Raw genomic sequence first — 22,044 nt, forward strand, 5'->3', positions numbered from 1 at the left:
CGACCTATTTTCCCGTGAAGGTATCGTCGGCACTGAAGAGCTTAACTGCTGAGTTCGGAATGGAATCAGGTGGATCCTCTTCGTTATGGTTGCTATGGTTAATATTATATACATAATTTTTAATTTTTTAATTTTTTTTATTTTTTTAGTCATATAAATTATAAATTTAATAAAATTTTTTTATATATACATTAAAGGAAAATTATGGAAACAATTGACATTAAGACAAGAATTTTTTTCTTAAAAAAATTAAGAGACACAATCATTAAATATGAAGGTCAAATTATTAATGCCTTATTTTTAGATTTAAATAAAAATGAAACTGAAAGTCAAATTACTGAATTAAGATTAGTCATTAAAGAAATCAATTTATATCTAAAAAAAATCAAAAGCTGATCAAAAATTAAGAAGACCAAAAACCCCTTATTTCTATATAATCTAAAAAGTTTTTTAAAACCAACTGCTTTTGGAAAAGTTTTAATTATTAGTCCTTGAAATTACCCAATCAATTTAAGTTTGATCCCATTAATTGATGCTTTTGGAGCTGGTAATCAAGTACTTTTAAAACCTTCAGAATTTTCTATTAATTCAAGTTTGATTTTAAAACAAATTATTGAAGAAGTTTTTCCAAAAGAATTAGTTTCTATTCACTTAGGAGATAAAGAAATTGTATCTCAATTATTAAATCAGGATTTAGATTTTATTTTCTTTACCGGCAATAGTTTTGTTGGTCAAATTATTTATGAACAAGCGGCAAAAAAACTTATTCCTTGTGTTTTAGAATTAGGCGGCAAAAGCCCTGTAATCATTGATAAAGATAAAAAAAATCTAAAAAAAACTTGTCAAGAAATTATTTGAGCTAAATTAGTCAATTTAGGTCAAACTTGTGTTGCTCCTGATTATGTGTTTGTACATCAAGATCAACTAAATGAAGTTATTAAAACTTTAAAAGATGTTGCTAATTCAATGTATAAAGATAATAAAAATAACATTGCCAAAATTATTGACCAGCCTCATTTATTGAATATTGCTAAACTAGATAATGAAATTCAATATAATTTAGCAAAAAATAAGATTGAGTTATTAATTAAACCAGTTTTATTGAATGATAATTTAATGTCTAAGGAATTATTTGGCCCAATTTTACCGATTGTTAGTTATACTAATCTTCAAGAAGTTTTTAATTATATTCAAACAAATAAATGACCTTTATCGATTTATGTTTTTAGCGACGACAAAACCTTTGTAAACGAAATAATAAAAAATACCAATTCTGGTACATTGAGTGTTAATGAGATATTGTCTCAAGTTTCTAATCCTTATTTAGGATTTGGTGGAATAGGAAAAAGTGGGTTTGGCAAATATCATGGTAAAACAGGTTTTGATACTTTTAGCCATTATCGCCCAATTGTTTATAAAAAATCTCTTTTTAGTAATTCTTTAAAGTATAAAAGTTTAAAAAATGATCAAACTTTTTTAAAGTTTGTCAAAAAAATAATAAAATAACACCTAACTTTTTTATTTAGGTGTTATTTTATTTATCATTGTTTTCTTTAATTATCATTCCCAATCCAACTCATGCTAAAATTGGTAACACAAAAAGTCCAACAAGAGTTAGGATCATAGCAGTACTGTTTGTTGTTTTAACTGCTGCAATAATTGATATAACTAGTGAAGTAAAAGACAAAGCACTACCAACAAGAATTGCAACTAAAGTTCCAACTCCAGCTACTAATAATGAAAATCCAGCAACATTTGGATCATTAGTTGAATTAGCTATACCAATGCCAGCTAATATAAGAAAAATAAAACCTACTAAGGCAATAATGAATCCTAATGGGTTTAAAATCAATGCAACAATTGCTAATTTTTTTGATTTGCTCATAATTATTTAACCTCTTTGAAAATTTTACAAATAAAATTATTACAAAAAAAATTTTTATTTTTTTAAAAAAATAAAAATGCCTTTTTAGGCATTGGTATCTTTCGATAAATGGTGGAGAATGAGGGGCTCGAACCCACGACCCTTGCCTTGTAAGGGCAATGCTCTCCCAACTGAGCTAATTCTCCAATGGTGACCCTAGCGGGACTCGAACCCACGCATGTATGGATGAAAACCATATGTGTTAACCACTTCACCATAGGGCCATAATGGCGCCGACTATTGGGATTGAACCAACGACCAACTGGTTAACAGCCAGCTGCTCTACCGCTGAGCTAAGTCGGCACTCCTTTAAAATGCTTAATTATTATAACTAAAAAAAAATAAATATTTTTAAAAAAAATTAATTTTTATTTATTTTAATTACTTAGCTTTGTTCTTCCAATAATTACGCAAAATATTATAATCAAATTTTTTTATTTTTTTAAAATTTATTTATTTAAATTTAAAAGACTTTTAATTTATTTTTTAATTGAGATAAAGGTTTTTAAAAATTCAAATTCATACATAATTTTTAGATTTTTAGTTTATCATTTTGAATAATAAAGGAGAAAGATGAGTTTATCAAAAAAATTATCAATTGCTTCATTGGTTTTTTATAGTTTGTCATGTATTTTTCAAATTATTTTTATTTCATTAATAATTAAAATTACATTAGAACTAATAATTGAATCAAATTCATGACCAGAAGCTAAAGATGGATTATTAAATTCTTTTATTTTGTATTTATGATCTTTCATTTTTCTTTTTCCTTCAATATTATTTTGAATTGTATGTTTTGTTTTAAATATCATTATTTCTTTAAAAACCAAATCAAAAACTAGTGTTATCTTAATCTGAATTGGAACATTTTTATTCTTTATCCTTACTTTTATTGGTTTAGGTTTAGTTTGTAAAGAAAATAAAGATTGGTAAAGTTAAACAAATGATGTGATGAAAATTTCTTTATATTTTTTTGTATTAAAAATTTAACTCTAAAATTAATTTGTTTTTTAAAGCTAATTATGTTTAAAAAAACAAAAATAGCACTCCAAACTTATTTATAAAATGATAAGATTATTATATATGAATAATGAAAGGAGAAAAAGATGAGTAAATCAAAAAAGATGGCTATAATTGGAATTTCATTTTCCGCTATTACTGCTTTTTTTCAAATTATTTTAACTATTATTAAAATAATTAGACTTAATATTGTTCTTAAAGAATCTGATGCATCATCAATAACAAAAGTTCCACAAGTTATTACGATTTTATCAATTATAATTTGATTACTATTATTTGTTGTTTATGTAAATGCTATTATATTTAGTATTTTGGCTGCCATAAAATCTAATAATCAAACGTATATGATTATTACGCTTGTTGGAATATTTACTTTAATTGTTCTTGCAATAATTGGTTTAGGATTGATTATTAAGGAAAATAAAGATAAATGTAAAAGTACTTGTTTGTTAGAACAAACTGATAAACAACCAAATCTAACAACTAAAACAAATGAATTTATTGATCAACCAATTGTTGATGCAAATGAACAAAAAGAAATTAGTGATGATAATCCTGCAAATCTTTAAATTTTTAAAACTTCTTTTTTTACAAAAAAACAAAATTATAGGAAATATTTTCAAACAAAAACTCTTTATGAGTTTTTGTTTTTTATTGGTTTAAAAATGAATAAAAAAGACAAAAAAATGTGGCTTTTTTGTTAGAATGATTATGTAATATATTATAAGGAGTAAAAAAAATTGAAAAACGAAATGAGTTCTTCAAAGAAAATAGCAATTGCTGCTTTATTTTTTCTAATTTTTATCATTATTGCTTGAATTATTTTCTATGCTTTTATTTTTTATAATACTTTTAAAAATGCAAATAGAACAATGGTTGAAAATTATTACTCAATAACAAAATTTAATGACCTAAATATTTTTGTTTTTGGTGGTGTAATTGTATTTTTCAACATAATTGTCTCAATATTAAATATCATTGCGTCAGCTAAAACTAATTACAAAACAGCTAAAATTTTAACCATTCTTGGAACAACATTAATTTTTGTATTTCCAATTATTGCAATTTTAGCGATGGTTGGTTTAATTATGATAATTGTTCATAACAAAGATGTTGTTAAAAATGTGGCTAATGACCCATTTGCTAAACAAGCTAATCAATATGATAATCAACCTAAAATTGAACAACAAAACTTGTTTTTAAATAATGAAAATAATAATCAAGAAAATTAAACAAAAAAACTTCCCAATTTTTTAGGAAGTTTTTTATTATTGTTTTTTAGAAAATTATTTAACAGTTTTTTCAGGATAAACTGATGCAAATTTTCTATTGATTCTGTCTTCAAATTTTACATAACCATCGATTAATGCATATAATGTGTGATCTTTTCCAATTCCAACATTTTGACCTGGGAAAATTTTTGTTCCTCTTTGTCTATAGATAATGCTTCCTGCTAAAATAAATTCACCGTCTGTAGCTTTAACACCTAATCTTCTTCCAGCAGAATCCCTGCTGTTTCTGGTAGTTCCACCAGCTTTTGTATGTGCCATTGACTATTTTTCCTTGATTTCTAAGATTTTAACTCTTGTATATGGTTGGCGGTGTCCTAATTTACGTTTGTGAGTTGATTTTGCATTGTGTCTATAAACAACGATTTTAGCTTTTTTCCCTTGTTTTTCGATAGTTCCTGAAACAGAAGCATTTTTTACATAGGGAGTTCCAACAGTGTTTTCTAAAGCTAAAACTTTATCAAAAACAACTGTGTCTCCTTCATTGCCTTCAATCTTTTCAATAAAGATTGTATCGCCAGCTTTAACAAGAATTTGTTTTCCGCCTGTTTCGATAATAGCAAACATTCTTGCCTCCTTATATTTTGTCACATCCTTAAGGCACTTATTTAAGTATAAGTTTTGCGCTAAAGCCTTTTTAGTATGGTTACTCTATAAGTAACGCACTTATTATAGCAAAAAATCTTAAATAATTATTTGCTTTTATTTTTATTTTTTTTGTAATAACAAATAATGATTTTTGGCTATATTAATTCAATTTTAGAAAAAATAAGAGTTAATAAAATAATACTAATATTAAAATCTAAATATTTTTCTTAATAAAAGCAAATAAAAAAGCAAGAAAATCTTGCTTATTCATAAAATCCTTTATCTCTTAATTTAAAATAAGGTCCATCCTCAGTAACTGGCAAACAAATTTCTTTAGCCACATTTTTAGTTACATCTTCACCATTTCCCATAGCAATTCCTAATCCAACTGCTTCTAGCATTTCAACATCATTTTCACTGTCTCCAAAAGCAACCATTTCTTCTAAAGAATATCCCAATAAATCAGCTAAAATTTTTAATCCAACTGCTTTTGTAATGCCTTTCGCTGAGATAAAAACACCACCATCTCATTCAGCTAAAACTCAAACATTCATATTATTTTCTTCAAAGAATTTTGACAATTTAGCTCCTAAAACATGTGATTCTTTGCTACTTACAGTAATTAAATAATTCTTATCATTTTGTTTTTCAAATTCATCAATTGAAATAAATTTGTCCTTGTATGGTTTATAAAATCAATGATCAACGTTGAATAACTCATTGTAATAACCTCATTTATTTCCAACAAAAGAATAAGGTAGATTATTTTCTTTAGCATATTCTGCAAATTTTTTATAATCTTCATATTCAATTGTTTTTTCAAAAACATATTCATTAGTTTTTAAATCTAAAATGAATGTTCCATTAGCACCAACAAAATAATCAACATAAGGGTTATTAATTTGTTTTCCTACCGTAAAAATATCACGACCAGAACATAAAACATTAATATATCCATTTTGTTTTAATTTTTCAAACATTTCTTTCATTCTTGGTGTTAATTCATCAACCCCAAAAGGTAACAAAGTTCCATCTATATCAAAAACTAAGATTTTATATTTGGTCATAATCCCTCCTTTGGTAATTTATCTTCAATCCGCAAGAAAAAGATTTTAGAAAAAAATATTTTTCCAAATTTACTTTCTCCAAACCCAATAATTAAATTATCAAACATAAAAATAATTTGTCCATTATAATTGCTAAGTTCATTTATAAATAATGATCTATTTTTATAAACTTCTAGCAATTGCGGATTATTTAACATAAATAATTTTACATTAAAAAGTGAACTTAATTCTGTAATTTGTTCATTTTCAAATTCTTGATTTAAAAAAATATTACCAATTTTAGTTCTTTTTAATAAATTTACTAATGCATCAGTTTTTAGTTTAACTCCAATGTCATGAATTAAACTTCGAATATAAGTTCCTTTTGAAACATTGGCAACAATGCTGAAAATTTGATTTTCATAATCAAAATCAACTAATTCTAAGTTGTTAATTTTAATTTTTATAGGTTTTAGGGATATTTCTTTATTTTCTCTGGCTAATTTATAACTTCTTATGCCATTAATTTTTTTGGCTGAAAAAACTGGAGGAATTTGAGAAGTGGTTAATTTTATTTCATTTATTGCTGATAATAACATTTCTTTTGTTATTTTTGGGCGATCCAATTCAAATATTTCTTCACCTTCATCATAACTAGCGCTATATTTATGCAAAGTAGCTTTTACAAAATACTCTTTATTTTCATTTGCAATAAAACTTAGCATTTTAGTGTCATAATCAGTTGCAACAATTAATAAACCTTCAGCTAATGGATCTAATGTACCAGCATGACCAATTTTTTGAATTTGATGCTTTTTAGCAAATAATTTAATTGCTTGAAATGACGATATTCCTCTTTTTTTGTTAATCTTATAAAACATAAAGTCTCCTAAATAACCCGGTTAATATTATCATAAAGTTTTTAAATTGCGTTTAAAAGTATTAAAGTTATAATAAAAAAATAAATTTTTATTCATTTTTTACTTTTTATTATTAAATAATAAATTTTAAGTAAAATAATACATATGAAAAAACAAACTAATAATCTTATTAAAAAATCTAAAAAACAATATGCCTTGCAAATTTGTTTATGAACTTTTATTCCAATAGGAGTTGTAGCTAGTGTTGGGGGGGCTATTTATTTTTTACATAAAAATTCAAGGCCATTAGAAAAGAAGCATCTTTCTCCAGAAGAATTTATAAAATTATGTGAAAAAATTGAATTATCACCAGTTTTAGATATCACTCAAAATGCAAACACAATTTATGACAATTTTCAAAAAGCCAAATCATTTAAAACAATAAAACCTGAATCTAGAAATAATTCTGAATCAGATAATAAAGAAGATGATATTGATAAAAATGATATAAATGCTTTTGATCCACATCGTACTTTATCTATTTATGTTTCTAATAATTTAACTTTTGAAAACCAAAGACAATTAGTGGTGGAATATTTAGATTTAAAAAAAGTTGTTGAAGATGAAAATATGTTGGAAATATTTTTTACTGTTAAATTGAATTATGAATATACTAAAGGTGTTTTTGAATGAAAAAAATATCAAGGTACAGAAAAATCAAAATACTATTATAAAGGTTCACGAAAAATCAAATTTGTTTCATTAAGTGAAGATTGGGATTCTAATCCTGAATTTTTAAGATTGTTAAATGAACGAAGTGAAGAAATTGCTAAGATTATTAGACATCGAGATTCACCTGAAGATGGTACTGGAGAACAATGATTTAATTCAGAAGAATTTAGAAATCAAGTGTTTGAATGATTTAAAAAGTTAGTTTTGGATTCAAATGCTCAGCCAGATTTATATGATAAAGAATCATTTGACATTATTCCTTATTTAAAAAATGATAATTTTGTTGTTTGAATTCCAAATAAAGGATTAAATAATTTGCAAATTGATTATCAATATCGTTCTAAGCAAAATTCTGAAATTCTCTCAGAAGGGAGAAGAAAAATATTTACTATTCAAAATGTTTAGTAATTATTTTTATTTTTAATGCAAAAAGCATTTACAAGAATGAAATATTTTGAAAAATATCGTCAAGAAATGAAAAGCAAACAAAATATTTCCAAAACCATTTTAAAATCTAAAAAAGAGCATTTAAGAAAAATAGACAGAATAAAAAAATATTTTAAAACCGATATTAATGATTCATATTTAATTAGTAAGGAATTCGATGATTATTTTCAAAATGATTTTGAAGATTATTGATTAAATAAAAACCAATTACAAAAAAAATTAAAGAATCATGACCAAATTAATATCAAAAAAACCATTGAATATTTACAAAATTTAAAAAACGAATATTTAAAAAATTATGAGGATGAACTTTTTAAGAAAAATGATCCAGAAATGCAAAATTTTATAAAATTGTTAGAATTAGAAGAATCTAAATATGATGTTATTTTAGGAGGAGAATATGAAAAAGAGAATTAATATTGCTATTGATGGACCAAGTGGAGTTGGAAAAACTGTAATGGCAACCATGCTTGCTAAAAAATTAAATTACAAATTTTTAAGTAGCGGGAGTTTTTATCGCATTATAGCTTTTAATGCATTAAAACAAAATATTGATTTAGCAGATGAAAAAGCAGTAAATAATGCTTGAAATTTTGAGGATATTGAAATTTTTGAAGATGGAACATTATTATTTAAAAATGAAGATGTTACTAAATTAATTAGAGAAGACAAAGTTTCTCAAGGCGCTTCAATTATTGCTAAATATGCTTCAATTAGACATAAAGTCAATCAATTTATTCAATCATATTCTAAAATTAAAAAGGGAATTATAGTAGATGGTCGAGATGCAACTTATCGAATTTTGCCAAATGCTGAAGCAAAATTCTTTTTATGAGCTTCACCTGAAGAAAGAACTCATCGTAGAATGAAACAAAATCAGGAATTAGGGATTGATTCAAATGAAACTTTTGAGGAAATGCTAAATTCTATTAAGCAGCGTGATTATAATGATATGAATAGAGACATCGACCCTTTAAAAGTCAGTGAAGGAAGTATTGAAATTGATACTACCGGCATGAGTATTGAAGAAAATTTCGAAGCAATATATAAATATGTGAAGGAAAAATTAATATAATGAAAAATACTGTAGCCATTATAGGCAAGCCAAATGTTGGTAAATCAACTTTGTTTAACAAAATTATTAACAAAAGAAAATCGATTGTCTATGATACTCCTGGCGTTACTAGAGATCGTCTGTATGACAAAGGAAATTGAGCTGGTAAAGAATTTAATATTATTGATACTGGCGGAATTACTATTGAAAACGAAGCTTTTAAAGAACAAATCAAATTACAAGCCCAAATTGCTATTGAAGAAGCTGATGTAATTATCTTTTTAATTGATGGTAAAGAAAATTTAACTTCTGAAGATTATTATGTTAGTGATTTATTAAGAAAATCAAACAAACCAATTTTAGTTGGAATAAACAAATTGGAAGGAACATTAAACTTTGATCCTTCAATTTATAGCTTAGGGTTTAAACATATTTTTCCAATTAGTGCTATTCATGGTGATGGGATTGGGAATTTATTAGATGAATTATTAAATAATTTAGATTTTTCTAATAATCAAGCAAATCAAACTTTTAAATTAGCATTATTAGGAAAAACAAATGTTGGTAAAAGTACCTTATTGAATACTTTGTCAAATGAAACTCGTTCAATTGTTAGTGATGTAGCTGGAACAACAAGAGATTCAGTATCTTCAATAATCAAAATCAACCAAGAGGAATTTGAAATTGTTGATACAGCTGGCATTAAAAGAAAAAGTAAATTAATTGATAGTATTGAACATTATGCGTTAATGAGAGCTACTGAATCAATTGAAGAAGCGGATTTGTGTTTATTATTACTTGATGCTACTGATGAAGTTAGTCATTTCCATCAAAATATTATTGGTATTGCTTATGAATTGAAAAAACCAATGATTGTTGTTGTAAATAAATGAGATCTAATTGAAAAAGATTCATTGACTATGGATCATTTTAAAAAGAATCTAAAAAAGAAATTGAAATTTGTTGATTGAGCACCGATTGTGTTTATTTCAGCTAAAAACAATAATCGCATTCATAAACTAAAAGAAACCATAATCCAAGTTAAGGAAAACATTTCAAGAGATATAAAAACTAATGAATTAAATAATCTCATTATTTCGGCTCAATTAATGAAACCAGCTAGTTCAATTAATGGAAAAAGATTATCAATTAAATTTGCTAAACAAATTAAGGCAAATATTCCTAGTTTTGTTTTATTCGTTAATAACACAAATTTAGCGCATTTTACATATTTAAGATATATTGAAAATCAAATTCGAGAAAATTTTGATTTTAGTGGAACACCAATTGAATTAATATTAAAAAATAAAAATGGAGATTAATTATGAAAAAAATAACTGTTATTGGTAGCGGAGCAATGGGAACTGCTTGTGCAACTGTTTTAAAAGATAATAAACATAGCGTAATTATTTATGGTGTTGATCAAAATGAATTATGTGATTTGAAAACTGGATGTAATTTAAAATATTTTGAAAAAAATATTTGTATTCCATGTTTTGAAACCACTAATGATATGCAATTTGCTTTAAAAGATGTTGATTATGTGGTTTTAGCAGTGCCTACTAAATTTATTGATCCCGTGATGGAAGCAATATTGGAAGAAATTAATAAACCTGTTGTATTTATAAATGTAAGTAAAGGATTTTGACCATCTTCAACATTATCAATGCATGAAGGGTTAGAATTAAAAACTAAAAACAATCCATTAGTAAGAGGAATTGTTAGTTTAATTGGTCCTTCATTTGCCATTGAATTAGTGCAAAGAAAAATCACTTTAATTGATGCTGTTTCAAATCAATTGGAATTAGCAAAAGAAATCCAAGAACTATTTTCAAATGATTATATGCGGGTATATACCCAAATTGATGTAAAAGGAGCTGAAACTGGAGCAATTTTTAAAAATATGTTGGCAATTGGTTCTGGAATGCTTGAAGCATTGGGATATTCATTAAATACACAATGCGCTTTTTTAACAAGAGGTTTAAAAGAAATGGAAACTTATAATCAATTTGTAAATGGGAACAAGCAAACTTTATATGGTTTAACAGGACTTGGCGATTTAATGTTAACTGCTTTAAGTTCCAAATCAAGAAATTATTCTTTTGGTAAAGAATTTATTAAAAATCGAGACATTAATACAAATATCACAGTTGAAGGTTTAAATTCAGTTAAATTAATTTATGAAGAATTTATTAAAACTAAAAAATTAGATTTACCGATTATTGAAAATTTATATAATATTCTATATAATAAATGTAATATTCAAGAAGCGATTAAATCATTATTAAAAAGACCGCTTAAAAGCGAATAAATCTTTGGAGGTATCAAAAATGAACAAAAAACAATTAATTGCAAAAGCAAGTGAAAGAACAGGTCATTCTCAAGTTCTTATTGAAACTATTTATAACGAATTAGAAAACATTATTGTTGATGAATTATCAAATAAAGGTAAAGTTTCAATTTCTGGATTTGGAACTTTCTCAGTTATTGAAAAAGGTGAAAAAGAACGCTTAAATTACTTTACAAAACAAGCTATTATTGTGCCTGCTAAAATTGAACCTAAATTTAAATTTTCACATGTTTTTAAAGAGCAAGTGAATAAATAATTATTCTAAACAAGAAATATAATCTAAAATCCCTGGAAATTCTAAAATAAGTTCTTTTCCATAACTAAGAACTTCATTGAATTTTAAGGATTTTTTATTTTGACTAATTTTTTTAAAACTTAAATGATCAATAAAAATAAATTTGTTTTGCATTTTAAAATAAAGTATTCAAAAAGCCTTACCTTTAAAAAGTAAAACTAAGTCTAAATATTCAATTTGATGTTTTTTTACATTTTTTAAACTAAAATTACATTCTTCAGTACTTTTAGCTTCAAAAGCAAAATAATTCCCATTATAGATTCCATAATAATCGACAGTAGATTTAGAAATAATTTTTGCTCCATTAGTAATTAATTTATTTTCTTTGAACATAACTGATTTAAATTTAATGTCCAAATTCTTTTTATGAACTAAGGCTTTTTGTTGTTCTAAATAAAATAAATTAGTATGATTTATAATGCTTTCTAAAAGCATTCCACGATTTTTAGTTATTTTTTCCATATCTAAATTTAAACATAAAAATAAGGGTGTCTTTTCCCTTATTTTTCTTATTTTTTTGCATCCTTTATTATAAGGAATCATTATATTAGTTAAGAACTTTTTTTAAGTTATTTATACTTATATTTATAACATAATTAAAAAAAGGTCATATTCAATAAGGTGTGTTGATAAACACTTGTTTTTAAAAACAAGACTAACTTATTAAAAGTGTAAATCTTGTATTTTTGTTGCAAATTCTTGATCAAATTGTTCTTTGTTAGCTAAAATATATTTAACTAAATCAAATGCCATAATCATTGCTAAAACATCGTTGTGGCAATATTTTTTTAATTCTTTAGTTTTGGTTTCTCATTCTTGGTCTTTAATTGCATTAGCCGCTCTTGAAGTAGCCAATGCTAAAGCCATACTACCATTTTTCACTTCCAATTCATTATATGGTTTAATCATGTGTTCTAGTTTTAAATCATGTTTGGTAACATATTTTTCCACCAATTTGATTGAATATTTAGATTTTAATCAAGAAATATGAATGTAAGCTGAACCAACATTAGTTTCCATTGATTTGCTTAAAGGCTTAAAAAAGTCTGCTAAATCAACTATTTTTTGGTTTATTTCATTTCCTTTTTGTCTTGCTTCTGCTAGTTTTAGTGTATCGAATTGATTTCTTTGATTATAGATTTCTAAAATTTCAATGGCTTCATTAATTCTTGCTGATTCATAACCTTTATTAAAGACAATATAATGATCAGCATTTTCATCATAAATATCACAAATAATTTGATATAAAGTTTCTTGATTAAAACTAATTGGATCATAAATATAATCATTTGATTCATAAATTTGATTGCGATTAGTCTTAATAATTGAAGTTTGGCAAGGCAATTGAGTTCAAGGGGTATTAAAATCAATAATTGGATAAGGTAAAGAAACTCCTTCAAAATCAAATCAAACAAAATTTGAATGTTTTTCATCAAATAAAGCGTTTAAAGATTCACTAAAATTAGGATTTATCTTGATTAATTCATTTTCATAAAAAGTTTTATATTTTAAATTTATCTTGTTTTCAAATAATAAGTTTCTTCTTAAATCACTTGAAGCATAAACTAAATCTGGAGCTACTTTATTTAAAACCAAAGCAATAATATCTTTACCATCATCATAATTATTAGTTGATAAAACTGATTTTAATTCGTCTAAATTAGGTTCAAATTCAAAGAATTTTGGATAAGCTTCTAAATTATTAATATAACTAACAAATTGATTAAAAGAACAACTAAATTTAGAATCAGCAACATCAAAGAAATCTAATTCATTTTGATCAATTAATTGGATCATTTTCTTTGGATTTTTTTCTTTTCCATATATTCTATCTTGAATATATTCAGATTCCTTTGATTTTCCACAATTTTTTTTATAACTATAACCGTCTTTTGTGTTTTTTGCATAGGAACTAAAAATAAAATCAAGTTCGCCTTTTTTGTAATTTTTTCTATCCTTTAAACGCGGTAAAAAGATTTGCGCATCATCGATCTTTAAATTGTTTTTTCTTAATATATTTAAAACATAATAAACACTTAAAATGTTTTTTCTTCTTGTTCTTCACGAAAAATTTAAAATAGCAAAACTATTGTTGATTTTATCATACACAATTGGGCTGGCAATTGCCTTTTGATATTCAAAAACTGGGTTAATAATGACTTTAAAGCCTTTATTAATTGCTCTTGTGGTCTCATGGATTAAAAATTCAGTGCTTGCTTTTTTAGATAAAATACAAATTTCATCATTTTCTAATTTGTATGTATTTTTATAATATGTTATTAGAGCATCAATTGCTTTTTGTTGATAAGCATCTAATCCAGTTGCAAATATTTGCAATTCTTTATATTCAGAAATCAAACTTAAAAAATCATCTAATTGATGATTAGCTTTTAGTTGGTTTAAAATTTGTTCATTTTCATTGATATTTTCTTTTAAATATTCGATTTTTTCAATTGTTGTTCATTGTTTATTAACATTAAAATCAATTTCATATCCAGAAATAAAATGCTCAATTTGATTTTCAATATCACTCATTTTATAATTAAGTTCATTATAAACTTCTGATTGATCATCTTCATCTTCTAAAATTTCTTTAATTTCAGAAGTTAATTCATTATTTAGCATGAAATAAGGATGAGTTTTATTTAATTTAAAAAAATGATTAAAACTAAAATATTTAGGCTTATTCATGATTTGGCACAGCCTTTTTAATTGCTATTCAATGATTATATAATTGAGTTCATTCATCTTGATTTTTACATTTCAAATATTCAATTAAATCATTGTCAATCCCATTTTTTCATTTAGGACTTATTCCAGATTTTGTGTATTGATTGTATCATTCTTCACAAAATTTAATATCATCTAACACTTGAGCTTTATTTACTTTGAAATTAAAGTTCTTAATTTTTCTTTTCAAAATATCAACTTGGTTTGGGTCAGTATAGTCTTCATCTTTTAAAAAGATAGCGACAATTGAAAAAGAATCAACTCCCATTAAATAAGCATATAGTTGAGCTTGTTTTTGATAACCAATAGGAACCTCTTTATTTGTTCAAAAATCATAGTTTTTTTCATTAGTGGTTTTAATTTCAATAATGATTTGATTTTGTTTAGCAAAACCATCTGGAAGTCCACCAAATAGTTTGTTTTCTTTAAAATAGTCATATTGATATTCTTTCGCATCAAATCTTTGTAGTTCTTCGCCAATTGCTTGTTCAACTAAACTAAGAATTTTGGGTTCTAAAATAACGCCAGCTCTAATGTATTTTTCATCTAAAACTGGCATAGCTAAACCACATAATCTAGCAAAAGCTGCAAATTGTGATTTAAAATTATCCACTTCTAAAATATCACCTAAGGCAGTTCCAGTTAATTTTCTAAACCCATTAGGATTAGTATAAGGGAATGATAAAAGTCGTTTATGAAATTCAGGATTTAATTTAATTGTTTGAGTTTCTCAATTAATTTGATAATGTTCTTCATTATAAAATCTACGGTATGGCGCTTTATAGATCATTTTGTTTTTTTCCTCATTTATCAATAATATCATCATCAAAAGAAACGTGTGGATATTTATTTTGCATTAATTGTCAAATATAAGAAGTGTCTGTATTTGGGTTTTCTTTTTTTATTAAACTAGCTTGTTCATAAGATAAAATGGCATCATAAATTGCTTTATAAGTAGTATTAGTTTGTGATTCTCAATAACGATATTCTTCAAATACTTTTTGATCGATTTCAACTTCAGAACTTTCTGGGAAATAGCAATGAACAATTTCATGTAATAAAGCAAGGAAAATATAACTTTCAGTGTTATACATATCTGAAAGAAAGATATATCTTTTACCACCTTTTTTTAAAGTGATTCCTCTAATTAAAGATTTTTCAATGAATTGTTTAGTTACCAAAACAATTCCTTTAGTAATTAAATAAGCTTTAATTTCATCAATTTTTTTGTGGAAAGTTAGATCCTTATTACTCATAATGTTTAATAATTTCTTCATAATTGGTGAAAAAAGCCCTTTTCTAAATACACCAATTGGTTGATCATTGAATTTTACTGATAATTCGCAAAAACGAATTCAAGTATATGAATTGGGTTTGTCAAGATATTTAACTTGTTCTGCTAAAACATGTTCTTTTAAATAAGAAGTGTAGTCATTTAAAGAACTTACCCCATAAAATCTTTTTAAATTTAATAATTTTAAATGAGTGGGCATTTTATTAGTAATACAAATATTAAAAGGAAGTGATAATTCAGGATGTTCAATAATAAAATTAATTCCAAAATGTCTTAATTGTTCTTCAACATATCCATGAATCTTAGATGATTTTAAATTTGAATAAATGTGATAAATAGTAGTTAATGTACCAGTTTCCAATTGAAAAGCATATTCTAAACCTTCTAAAACAGAAACTGAGATATCACTAATAGCATCATTCAAAATGCTATTTACATGTTTTATACTTAAACCTAAACGCATTGACAACTCTTTTTGTGTCATTTGATATTTGTTTAGATAATACCTAATTTCTTTAGCAAATGAATCTCCGTGTAATTCTATGTCCTCAAGACTAATAGATTTTTTTAGATTTGAAATCATTTTTAACCCCTTAGTGCAAAAATTGTTATTTAAATTATACAAATAAAACCCATAAAAAAGGAAAAATTTGTGTAATAAAATCCTACATTTTTAACAATATTCTTTTTATAATAAATAAAAAAATTATAAATTACATAAATAATTAACCTATAAGTAAATAAAAAAAGTTGCTTTTTTTGTTTTTATTACACAAAATAAATAATTCAAGTTATATAAAAAAAGTTCCATTTTAGAAACTTAAATCCACTTTTTATATAACATTATGTTAAATTTTTTTGTATAAGTCTTCTAAAAGTAATATAATTTTAAAATGAAAATCTAAAGTAAGGAAGGTGAAAATGAAAAACCCAGTTATAAACTATTCTAATTTTCTTTTTAAGACAACTTTTAAAAAGAAAAACTCATTTATTATTCCAATAATTTTCATTTTAATTAATATTTGCTTAGTAATTAGCTTAAGTATTATTAAAATGGATGTTAAATATCATCCAATTGTTGTTTATAGTTTAATCTTTTTTGATTTACTTTTAACAATTGCTTATGCTAGCTTAAAAGCTTTAAATATTTTTAAAGATATTGAAGCAGAAGGTTTAGAAATTCTTATATTTTCTAAACCAATTACCCGAAAAAATATAATTAGCGCTAAAGTCTTGGCTTTTATTGAATTTGCCTTAATGTGATCAGCTATCACTTTTATATGTAATTTATTATTAGTTTTAATTACAAAAATACATAATTCCATTGTTTTATTTAGTTTCTTTAGTTTTGTAGCAATATTTTTTGCTTTTGTAATCTTTGGTTCAATCACCAGCATTATTGCTTTTAAATTAAATCAAAAAATGGCAATGACTGTTCCTTTAATTATGTTTATGCCTTTAGCATTAGGAGGAAGTTTTATTAGTGCTAATTCAACTTCTACAAATGACAATTTAGCATTTTATTTAAATACTAAATACCCTTATCATCATTCTAATAAAGAAGTCGATGCTGAAATGTTTTATTTGAATAATAATGAGGATAAATTTTATTTAATGCCAAATGGTTTTAATAAAAAAGGCTTTGATCAGAGCCAAGAACTTTATTTAAAAAAGGCATTAGAATTTTCTAAACAATCTTCATATAGTTGACAAGCTTATTCTTGAAGCATATTACCTTATCAAATGATTGATATTTTCAACCAAGATGATACTAATATTTTTTCTTTATTAACTGAACAAAAAGAAAATAATTTAGCAAATTATTTATATTATCCAAAAAAAGAAAGTATCACATATACTTATAAAATTAATAAAACCCCCAAATTTTTAACATCATTTAAAAACCCAAACACTAATGAAGTGGAATATATTGTTCCTTCATTATTAAAAAATCATTCTTTTATTAGTCCTACTCCAATTAATTCAAATGTAATTTATGCCAGAGAAGGAGCTGATGATGAGACAAATAGTTTCCCTGAAGATTATTTCATTTATGCCAACCCTAATAACCTTGTTGGTAATTTAAAATGAGAATTAATTGCTGATGTTTTAAAAAACGAAGATTTTGATCAATTAAGTAATTTATTCTTTAACAAAATAAAAATTGAATTAGCAAAGCAAAATATTAATTCTGATATTGAAGCAAAAAACTATATTATTAATACAATTTCAAAAGAAATAAACAATGAAAATTCTGATTTTTATAAAATTAATGAACCAAACATTGCTTTATTTGATAAAAATGCTGTAAAAAATAAAAACTTAAGTAGTGAGATTGAAAGAAAAATTTATTTAGCAGTGACTTTAATTTATTATTTATATTTCAAACAAACTGCAGACCAAAATATTGATTTGTTAAACAAGATTTTAATTAATGATAATCCTAAATTGGAATACCAACCTAGTCAAATTAAAATCCAAGTAGAAAATTACAATTATTTTATTGGTGGATATGAATATTTTGCTCCTAAACAAATTATTCGAAATGATAAAGTTATTATTAGATATCAATTAAAATCAAATGATAATTATTTATTTTCAACAACAAATCAACTTTATTCAGTAGAAAGAGATAAAAAGATTGTTAATAAGCACTATTATTTAATTATTTGATTAGCCTTTGCTGGATTACTTTTATTCTTAAATGCTTGATTATATGCTAGAAAGGATTATAAATAATGGAAGAAGTTATTTTAAAAGTGTCTAATTTAACCAAAATTTATGATAAAAAAAATCGTGGTGTTTTTGATATTTCTTTTGAGGTTAAAAAAAATGAATTTCATGCTTTTATTGGCGAAAATGGAGCTGGGAAAACCACCACTATAAAAAGTATAATTGGCGCTTATACTAACTTTAAAGGTGAAATTCTAATTGAAAATATCTCTAATTTAGAAGCTAAAAGTAAATTTAAAATTGGTTATGTACCTGAAAACGCAGTTTTCCCCAAAGAACTTAGTGCTTATGAGTATTTAAAATCTTTGGCTTTATTATCTGGAGTAAAAAAACACTTAATAAAAACTAAAATTGAAGCAATGCTAGAAAAATTTAATATTTTAGATTTAAAAAATCAAAAGCCTTATGCATTTTCTTCAGGGCAAAAAAAGAAGATATTGTTAATTCAAGCCTTAATTCATGAACCAGAATTAATCATCTTAGATGAACCAGCAGCTAATTTAGATCCAACTGCTAGATATGAATTATTTGAAACTTTAAAAGAATTAATTAATGAAGGAAAAACAATTTTTATTAGTTCACATATCCTTAGTGAAATTGATCAATACACCAATGCTTTAACAATTATTCATCAAGGAAAAATACTTTATACCGGTAAAAAAACTAAGTCATTGAATGATATTTTTTATGAAAAAGTCATTAAAAATTAATTTAAGTTTAAGTTTAATTAGCTTATGTAGTATTTTTCCTTTAGTTGCTTGTCAAACAACAAAAGCTAAATCATTATCATCGCTAAAATTAAATAAAGATTCACTATATACCAAACACAATTTATCAGAAAATGTTCATATTAAGAAAATCATTGATTTTAAATTTAAAAATGATGAAACATTAATTAAAAATTTCATTAATAATCAAAATAATATTGTTGATTCCAAAATAAACGAATTAGCTTCTGCTTTAACTTGATATCCACCTTTTCGAGGAGACTCCGCTATTGATAACGGCTCTTTATATGCTGAATTTTCTAGGAAATCTAAAAATGTGTTAATTGAAACTATTAAAAACGATTGGTTATGGTTTTTAAATAATTTAAAGAATATGGAATTCGTTTTAAATTCATACGGGGAATTTTATAAAGATATAGATAATAAAAATAAAGAAGAATTAGAAGCAGTTTCTCAATATTTTCCAAATATTACTATTAAATTTAACGAAACTAAAATTATTGATGCTTTTGAATATAAATTACCAAATGTTAATTACAATGCTCAATTTAAAGATTTAAGTGTGATTTTTATCATTTTAGATGCTAATAAAGTAATTAAATTTTATAAATATTTAGATCAAGAAGATCAACCAAATATCTTTTTACAAACAGATGTTTTCTTCTTGCCAAAAATAAGTACTATTGATGGCTTAAAAACCACATTAATTTCATTTGAAAATAAGATTTGTGAAATGTGAAATCAGTATTTAGTTGATGAAATAAATTATTGAAAAAATGTTGATCCTACATATGACTATAATCAAGTGTATACAACATTTAATGATGCTAAATATGTCTTACCTTTTTCTGGATTGAACCGGGAATTAAATTATGAAGCAATTCAAGCTTTAAAAGAAGAAGAAAAGGAAATTTATCGTTTTACCTGGAGGTTTGTTGATGTTAAATAAAAAACGTTTATTATTACTTTCATGCACATCAGTTCCATTGATACCTTTAATGGTTTCTTGTGCAAATATGAGCAATGAAAATAAAAAGAAATTAACAAATTTAATTGATCCTAACAATGATGTTTCCTTAATTCCAATAAATAAGCAAGAGCAACAAACTGAAAACATTTTAGATGATCTTTTAAAAAAGGTTTTTAAAAGCAATAATGTTGCTAAAACTTTGTTTTTAAAAAAACAAAATGATAAACAACATCAACAACAAATAGTTGAAGAAATAAAAGCTCAAAAAGTCAAATATATAGCAAATCCAAATGATGAACATATTAGATACGAAGTGATAAACAAATTAACCAAAATTTATTCTGATAATTGATATTTTGTATTAAAGAATTTCACAAAATTTGAAGGAATTTTTCATGAATGATTTATTTTAGAAGAGCAAAATGGCAACAAATTAAGTGATGAATATTTAAACAATTTAAAAACCCTTGAAAAACCGAAAATATTAACCTTTGAAAATAATTTCATTGATAATTTAGAAGAAGGTGAAGAATCAGCTGAAGATTTAGACAATATTATTTTATATTTATTAAAAAACAACATGGTAATGAGATTTAAAATTGCAAATGAAAGAAGTGAAAGTCCCCAAATGATCCTATCTCCGCTTGTATGATATTTTGAAAAAGCTCAAACTGATAAATTATCATTAAAGTTTATTTCTAATATAATTCATAGCGCAGTGGTCCATGGTTTTGAAGATGGCTATATTAGGTTTGAGCAAGATATGGTAAAGAAGTGAAAATATGGCGAACCATCAGTAATGTTATTAGTAGGTAAAGATGAATAAGAAAAAATGATTATGAATGCCATTATTATCGATAAATGCACTTCCATTAATAGCAATATCATGTAACCAAAGCAAAAACATTAATGAAACAAGAAACATTGAACTAACTTCAATTATTAATACTAAAAATCAAGAAGACTTAAATTGAAAAAATTTCTTAAAAAACAAACATATCCAAGTATTACTTGATTTAGCCTACGATTCTAATCAAGAAAAACAAGATTATATTAATAGTCAAAAGCAATTAGGAAACAAATATATTCAAGATTTAAAAAAATGATTATACTTTGGAAACCCAATTGTTTCAATTTTTAAGGATGACGGCGATTATGATACAAAACCATATGTAATGAAAAAAGGACAAGAAGAAGTTCTTCAAACATTGTTAGAACAAAATTGATTAACTTTTCTTTATCATTTAAAGGATTTTGTTTTCATTTTCGCGCCAGTCTTTGATCAATTTATGTCAAATGTCAATAACACAATTTTAGATGCTCATGAAAAAAACCTAAAATTAGGAGCCTTTTATTTACCTGAAACAAACAATATTATTGATTTTACAATTCAAAAATATGCAGATGATGAGGATGAATTACAATATGAAGTTTATTTATTAACTGAACAAGGTTTTATTTTAAACATCACCATTAGAAGGAATAAAAAAATTTTAAAAGAATTAATTAGTGATTTTAATTATCATTTAGAAGATTTAAAATACTACCAAGAAAACGTGTTTAATGAATTTCCTGAATTAAGTGCAAAATCAAAAGCCTCAATCAATGAAGCAGAAACCAAAAAAGCCCTTTATATGAATGATTTTGATCAAATGTATACATTGTTTAAATGAATAAATAACGAAATCAATGATTTGAAATACGAATACAATAAAATGAAATATCCAGAAGAAACCACCAATAAACCTGAAATAAGTATTACTGAATACAAAAAAGTTGAGATATCAACTTTACCTTATATTTGAACTTTTGATAAATTATATAAAGCTGAAAATAAATTAAACTTTTTTGATATTAAACAATTTGTTGAAACTTCAAAAAGTTTTAAAAACAAACCTAATAACCGAAGTGATGAAGTTTTGTTTAAAGAAAAATATGGTGGCGATCTTCTTAAATACGGTCTAATTCATTTAAAATAAAAAAG

The 22,044-nt window shown here is 24.6% G+C and carries 24 protein-coding genes, 3 tRNA genes and 1 rRNA gene; 15 read left to right on the forward strand and 13 right to left on the reverse strand.

Annotation, left to right across the window (positions count from 1 at the left end):
• Positions 1-97, reverse strand: a 5S ribosomal RNA gene (rrf, locus tag T401_RS0101100); the annotation flags it as partial.
• 107 nt (positions 98-204) lie between these two features.
• Between rrf and T401_RS0101105 the strand changes: the two genes are divergently transcribed.
• Positions 205-1,506 (forward strand): aldehyde dehydrogenase family protein, encoded by a 1,302-nt coding sequence (locus T401_RS0101105; protein ID WP_033178664.1) that lies wholly within the window; start codon positions 205-207, stop codon positions 1,504-1,506.
• 28 nt (positions 1,507-1,534) lie between these two features.
• Here the strand turns inward: T401_RS0101105 and T401_RS0101110 are convergent, their stop codons facing one another.
• From T401_RS0101110 to T401_RS0101125, 4 genes are all read right to left on the reverse strand, one after another.
• Positions 1,535-1,885 (reverse strand): hypothetical protein, encoded by a 351-nt coding sequence (locus T401_RS0101110; RefSeq protein ID WP_033178665.1) that lies wholly within the window; start codon positions 1,883-1,885, stop codon positions 1,535-1,537.
• Between the two features lie 109 nt (positions 1,886-1,994).
• A tRNA-Val gene (locus T401_RS0101115) sits at positions 1,995-2,070 on the reverse strand.
• Positions 2,071-2,072: 2 nt separating this feature from the next.
• A tRNA-Glu gene (locus T401_RS0101120) sits at positions 2,073-2,148 on the reverse strand.
• Positions 2,149-2,152: 4 nt separating this feature from the next.
• A tRNA-Asn gene (locus tag T401_RS0101125) sits at positions 2,153-2,227 on the reverse strand.
• Between the two features lie 270 nt (positions 2,228-2,497).
• On the opposite strand from T401_RS0101125, the gene T401_RS06585 reads away from it, so the two are divergent.
• From T401_RS06585 to T401_RS0101140, 3 genes are all read left to right on the forward strand, one after another.
• Positions 2,498-2,857 carry a hypothetical protein gene (locus tag T401_RS06585; protein WP_033178666.1) on the forward strand — a complete coding sequence of 120 codons (360 nt, stop codon included), beginning with the start codon at positions 2,498-2,500 and terminating at the stop codon, positions 2,855-2,857.
• 173 nt (positions 2,858-3,030) lie between these two features.
• A complete protein-coding gene (locus T401_RS06590; RefSeq protein ID WP_033178667.1) occupies positions 3,031-3,513 on the forward strand; it encodes a hypothetical protein in 483 nt (160 codons plus the stop codon).
• Between the two features lie 171 nt (positions 3,514-3,684).
• Positions 3,685-4,176 (forward strand): hypothetical protein, encoded by a 492-nt coding sequence (locus T401_RS0101140; RefSeq protein WP_145960546.1) that lies wholly within the window; start codon positions 3,685-3,687, stop codon positions 4,174-4,176.
• Between the two features lie 54 nt (positions 4,177-4,230).
• Here T401_RS0101140 and rpmA read toward each other — a convergent pair whose 3' ends face one another.
• The 4 genes from rpmA to T401_RS0101160 form a co-directional block, all read right to left on the reverse strand.
• The gene (gene rpmA / locus T401_RS0101145) at positions 4,231-4,494 is read right to left on the reverse strand and encodes a 50S ribosomal protein L27 (protein ID WP_033178669.1); all 264 of its coding nucleotides are present in this window, start codon (positions 4,492-4,494) and stop codon (positions 4,231-4,233) included.
• Between the two features lie 3 nt (positions 4,495-4,497).
• Positions 4,498-4,800: a 50S ribosomal protein L21 gene (gene rplU, locus T401_RS0101150; RefSeq protein ID WP_033178670.1), complete on the reverse strand. Its 303-nt coding sequence runs from the start codon at positions 4,798-4,800 to the stop codon at positions 4,498-4,500.
• 284 nt (positions 4,801-5,084) lie between these two features.
• Positions 5,085-5,888, reverse strand: coding sequence for a YcsE-related riboflavin metabolism phosphatase (locus T401_RS06595; RefSeq protein WP_033178671.1), 804 nt, complete (start codon positions 5,886-5,888; stop codon positions 5,085-5,087).
• Entirely contained in the window at positions 5,867-6,748 is an 882-nt protein-coding gene (locus tag T401_RS0101160) for a pseudouridine synthase family protein (protein WP_033178672.1), read from the reverse strand. The genes T401_RS06595 and T401_RS0101160 overlap by 22 nt, the downstream gene beginning before the upstream one ends.
• 144 nt (positions 6,749-6,892) lie before the next feature.
• Between T401_RS0101160 and T401_RS06600 the strand changes: the two genes are divergently transcribed.
• From T401_RS06600 to T401_RS0101190, 6 genes are read left to right on the forward strand one after another with little or no spacing between them, the layout of a single operon-like run.
• A complete protein-coding gene (locus tag T401_RS06600) occupies positions 6,893-7,864 on the forward strand; it encodes a hypothetical protein (RefSeq protein WP_033178673.1) in 972 nt (323 codons plus the stop codon).
• Between the two features lie 39 nt (positions 7,865-7,903).
• Positions 7,904-8,323: a hypothetical protein gene (locus tag T401_RS06605; protein ID WP_033178674.1), complete on the forward strand. Its 420-nt coding sequence runs from the start codon at positions 7,904-7,906 to the stop codon at positions 8,321-8,323.
• Positions 8,307-8,981, forward strand: coding sequence for a (d)CMP kinase (gene cmk, locus T401_RS0101175; RefSeq protein WP_033178675.1), 675 nt, complete (start codon positions 8,307-8,309; stop codon positions 8,979-8,981). Before T401_RS06605 ends, cmk begins: the two co-directional genes overlap by 17 nt.
• A complete protein-coding gene (der, locus tag T401_RS06610; protein WP_033178676.1) occupies positions 8,981-10,282 on the forward strand; it encodes a ribosome biogenesis GTPase Der in 1,302 nt (433 codons plus the stop codon). The genes cmk and der overlap by 1 nt, the downstream gene beginning before the upstream one ends.
• A gap of 2 nt (positions 10,283-10,284) precedes the next feature.
• Complete coding sequence (locus T401_RS0101185; RefSeq protein WP_033178677.1) at positions 10,285-11,271, forward strand: NAD(P)H-dependent glycerol-3-phosphate dehydrogenase; 987 nt, start codon at positions 10,285-10,287, stop codon at positions 11,269-11,271.
• 19 nt (positions 11,272-11,290) lie between these two features.
• On the forward strand, positions 11,291-11,566 hold the full coding sequence (locus T401_RS0101190) for an HU family DNA-binding protein (RefSeq protein WP_033178678.1): 276 nt from the start codon (positions 11,291-11,293) through the stop codon (positions 11,564-11,566).
• Here T401_RS0101190 and recU read toward each other — a convergent pair whose 3' ends face one another.
• The 4 genes from recU to T401_RS06620 all read right to left on the reverse strand — a co-directional run bounded on the left by recU (position 11,567) and on the right by T401_RS06620 (position 16,212).
• Positions 11,567-12,067 carry a Holliday junction resolvase RecU gene (recU, locus tag T401_RS0101195; protein WP_033178679.1) on the reverse strand — a complete coding sequence of 167 codons (501 nt, stop codon included), beginning with the start codon at positions 12,065-12,067 and terminating at the stop codon, positions 11,567-11,569. It abuts the gene before it with no gap.
• Between the two features lie 201 nt (positions 12,068-12,268).
• Complete coding sequence (locus T401_RS03335) at positions 12,269-14,296, reverse strand: UU173 family protein (protein WP_052169643.1); 2,028 nt, start codon at positions 14,294-14,296, stop codon at positions 12,269-12,271.
• Positions 14,289-15,125, reverse strand: coding sequence for an MAGa7180 family putative nuclease (locus T401_RS06615; RefSeq protein WP_033178680.1), 837 nt, complete (start codon positions 15,123-15,125; stop codon positions 14,289-14,291). Before T401_RS06615 ends, T401_RS03335 begins: the two co-directional genes overlap by 8 nt.
• Positions 15,115-16,212, reverse strand: coding sequence for a helix-turn-helix domain-containing protein (locus tag T401_RS06620; RefSeq protein WP_033178681.1), 1,098 nt, complete (start codon positions 16,210-16,212; stop codon positions 15,115-15,117). The genes T401_RS06615 and T401_RS06620 overlap by 11 nt, the downstream gene beginning before the upstream one ends.
• A gap of 338 nt (positions 16,213-16,550) precedes the next feature.
• On the opposite strand from T401_RS06620, the gene T401_RS06625 reads away from it, so the two are divergent.
• Genes T401_RS06625 through T401_RS06635 form a run of 5 tightly spaced genes read left to right on the forward strand, consistent with a single transcriptional unit; the run spans position 16,551 to position 22,039 of the window.
• Complete coding sequence (locus tag T401_RS06625; RefSeq protein ID WP_033178682.1) at positions 16,551-18,368, forward strand: ABC transporter permease; 1,818 nt, start codon at positions 16,551-16,553, stop codon at positions 18,366-18,368.
• On the forward strand, positions 18,368-19,072 hold the full coding sequence (locus T401_RS0101220) for an ABC transporter ATP-binding protein (RefSeq protein ID WP_033178683.1): 705 nt from the start codon (positions 18,368-18,370) through the stop codon (positions 19,070-19,072). The genes T401_RS06625 and T401_RS0101220 overlap by 1 nt, the downstream gene beginning before the upstream one ends.
• Positions 19,050-20,039, forward strand: a complete 990-nt coding sequence (locus T401_RS0101225; protein ID WP_033178684.1) for an aromatic motif membrane protein — start codon at positions 19,050-19,052, stop codon at positions 20,037-20,039. Before T401_RS0101220 ends, T401_RS0101225 begins: the two co-directional genes overlap by 23 nt.
• Entirely contained in the window at positions 20,029-20,886 is an 858-nt protein-coding gene (locus tag T401_RS06630; RefSeq protein ID WP_033178685.1) for an aromatic motif membrane protein, read from the forward strand. The genes T401_RS0101225 and T401_RS06630 overlap by 11 nt, the downstream gene beginning before the upstream one ends.
• Positions 20,879-22,039, forward strand: a complete 1,161-nt coding sequence (locus T401_RS06635; protein ID WP_033178686.1) for an aromatic motif membrane protein — start codon at positions 20,879-20,881, stop codon at positions 22,037-22,039. The genes T401_RS06630 and T401_RS06635 overlap by 8 nt, the downstream gene beginning before the upstream one ends.
• Positions 22,040-22,044: the final 5 nt, after the last annotated feature.

This window comes from Mycoplasma anseris ATCC 49234 (assembly GCF_000702805.1).
Taxonomy (GTDB): Bacteria; Bacillota_I; Bacilli_A; order Mycoplasmatales; family Metamycoplasmataceae; genus Metamycoplasma; species Metamycoplasma anseris.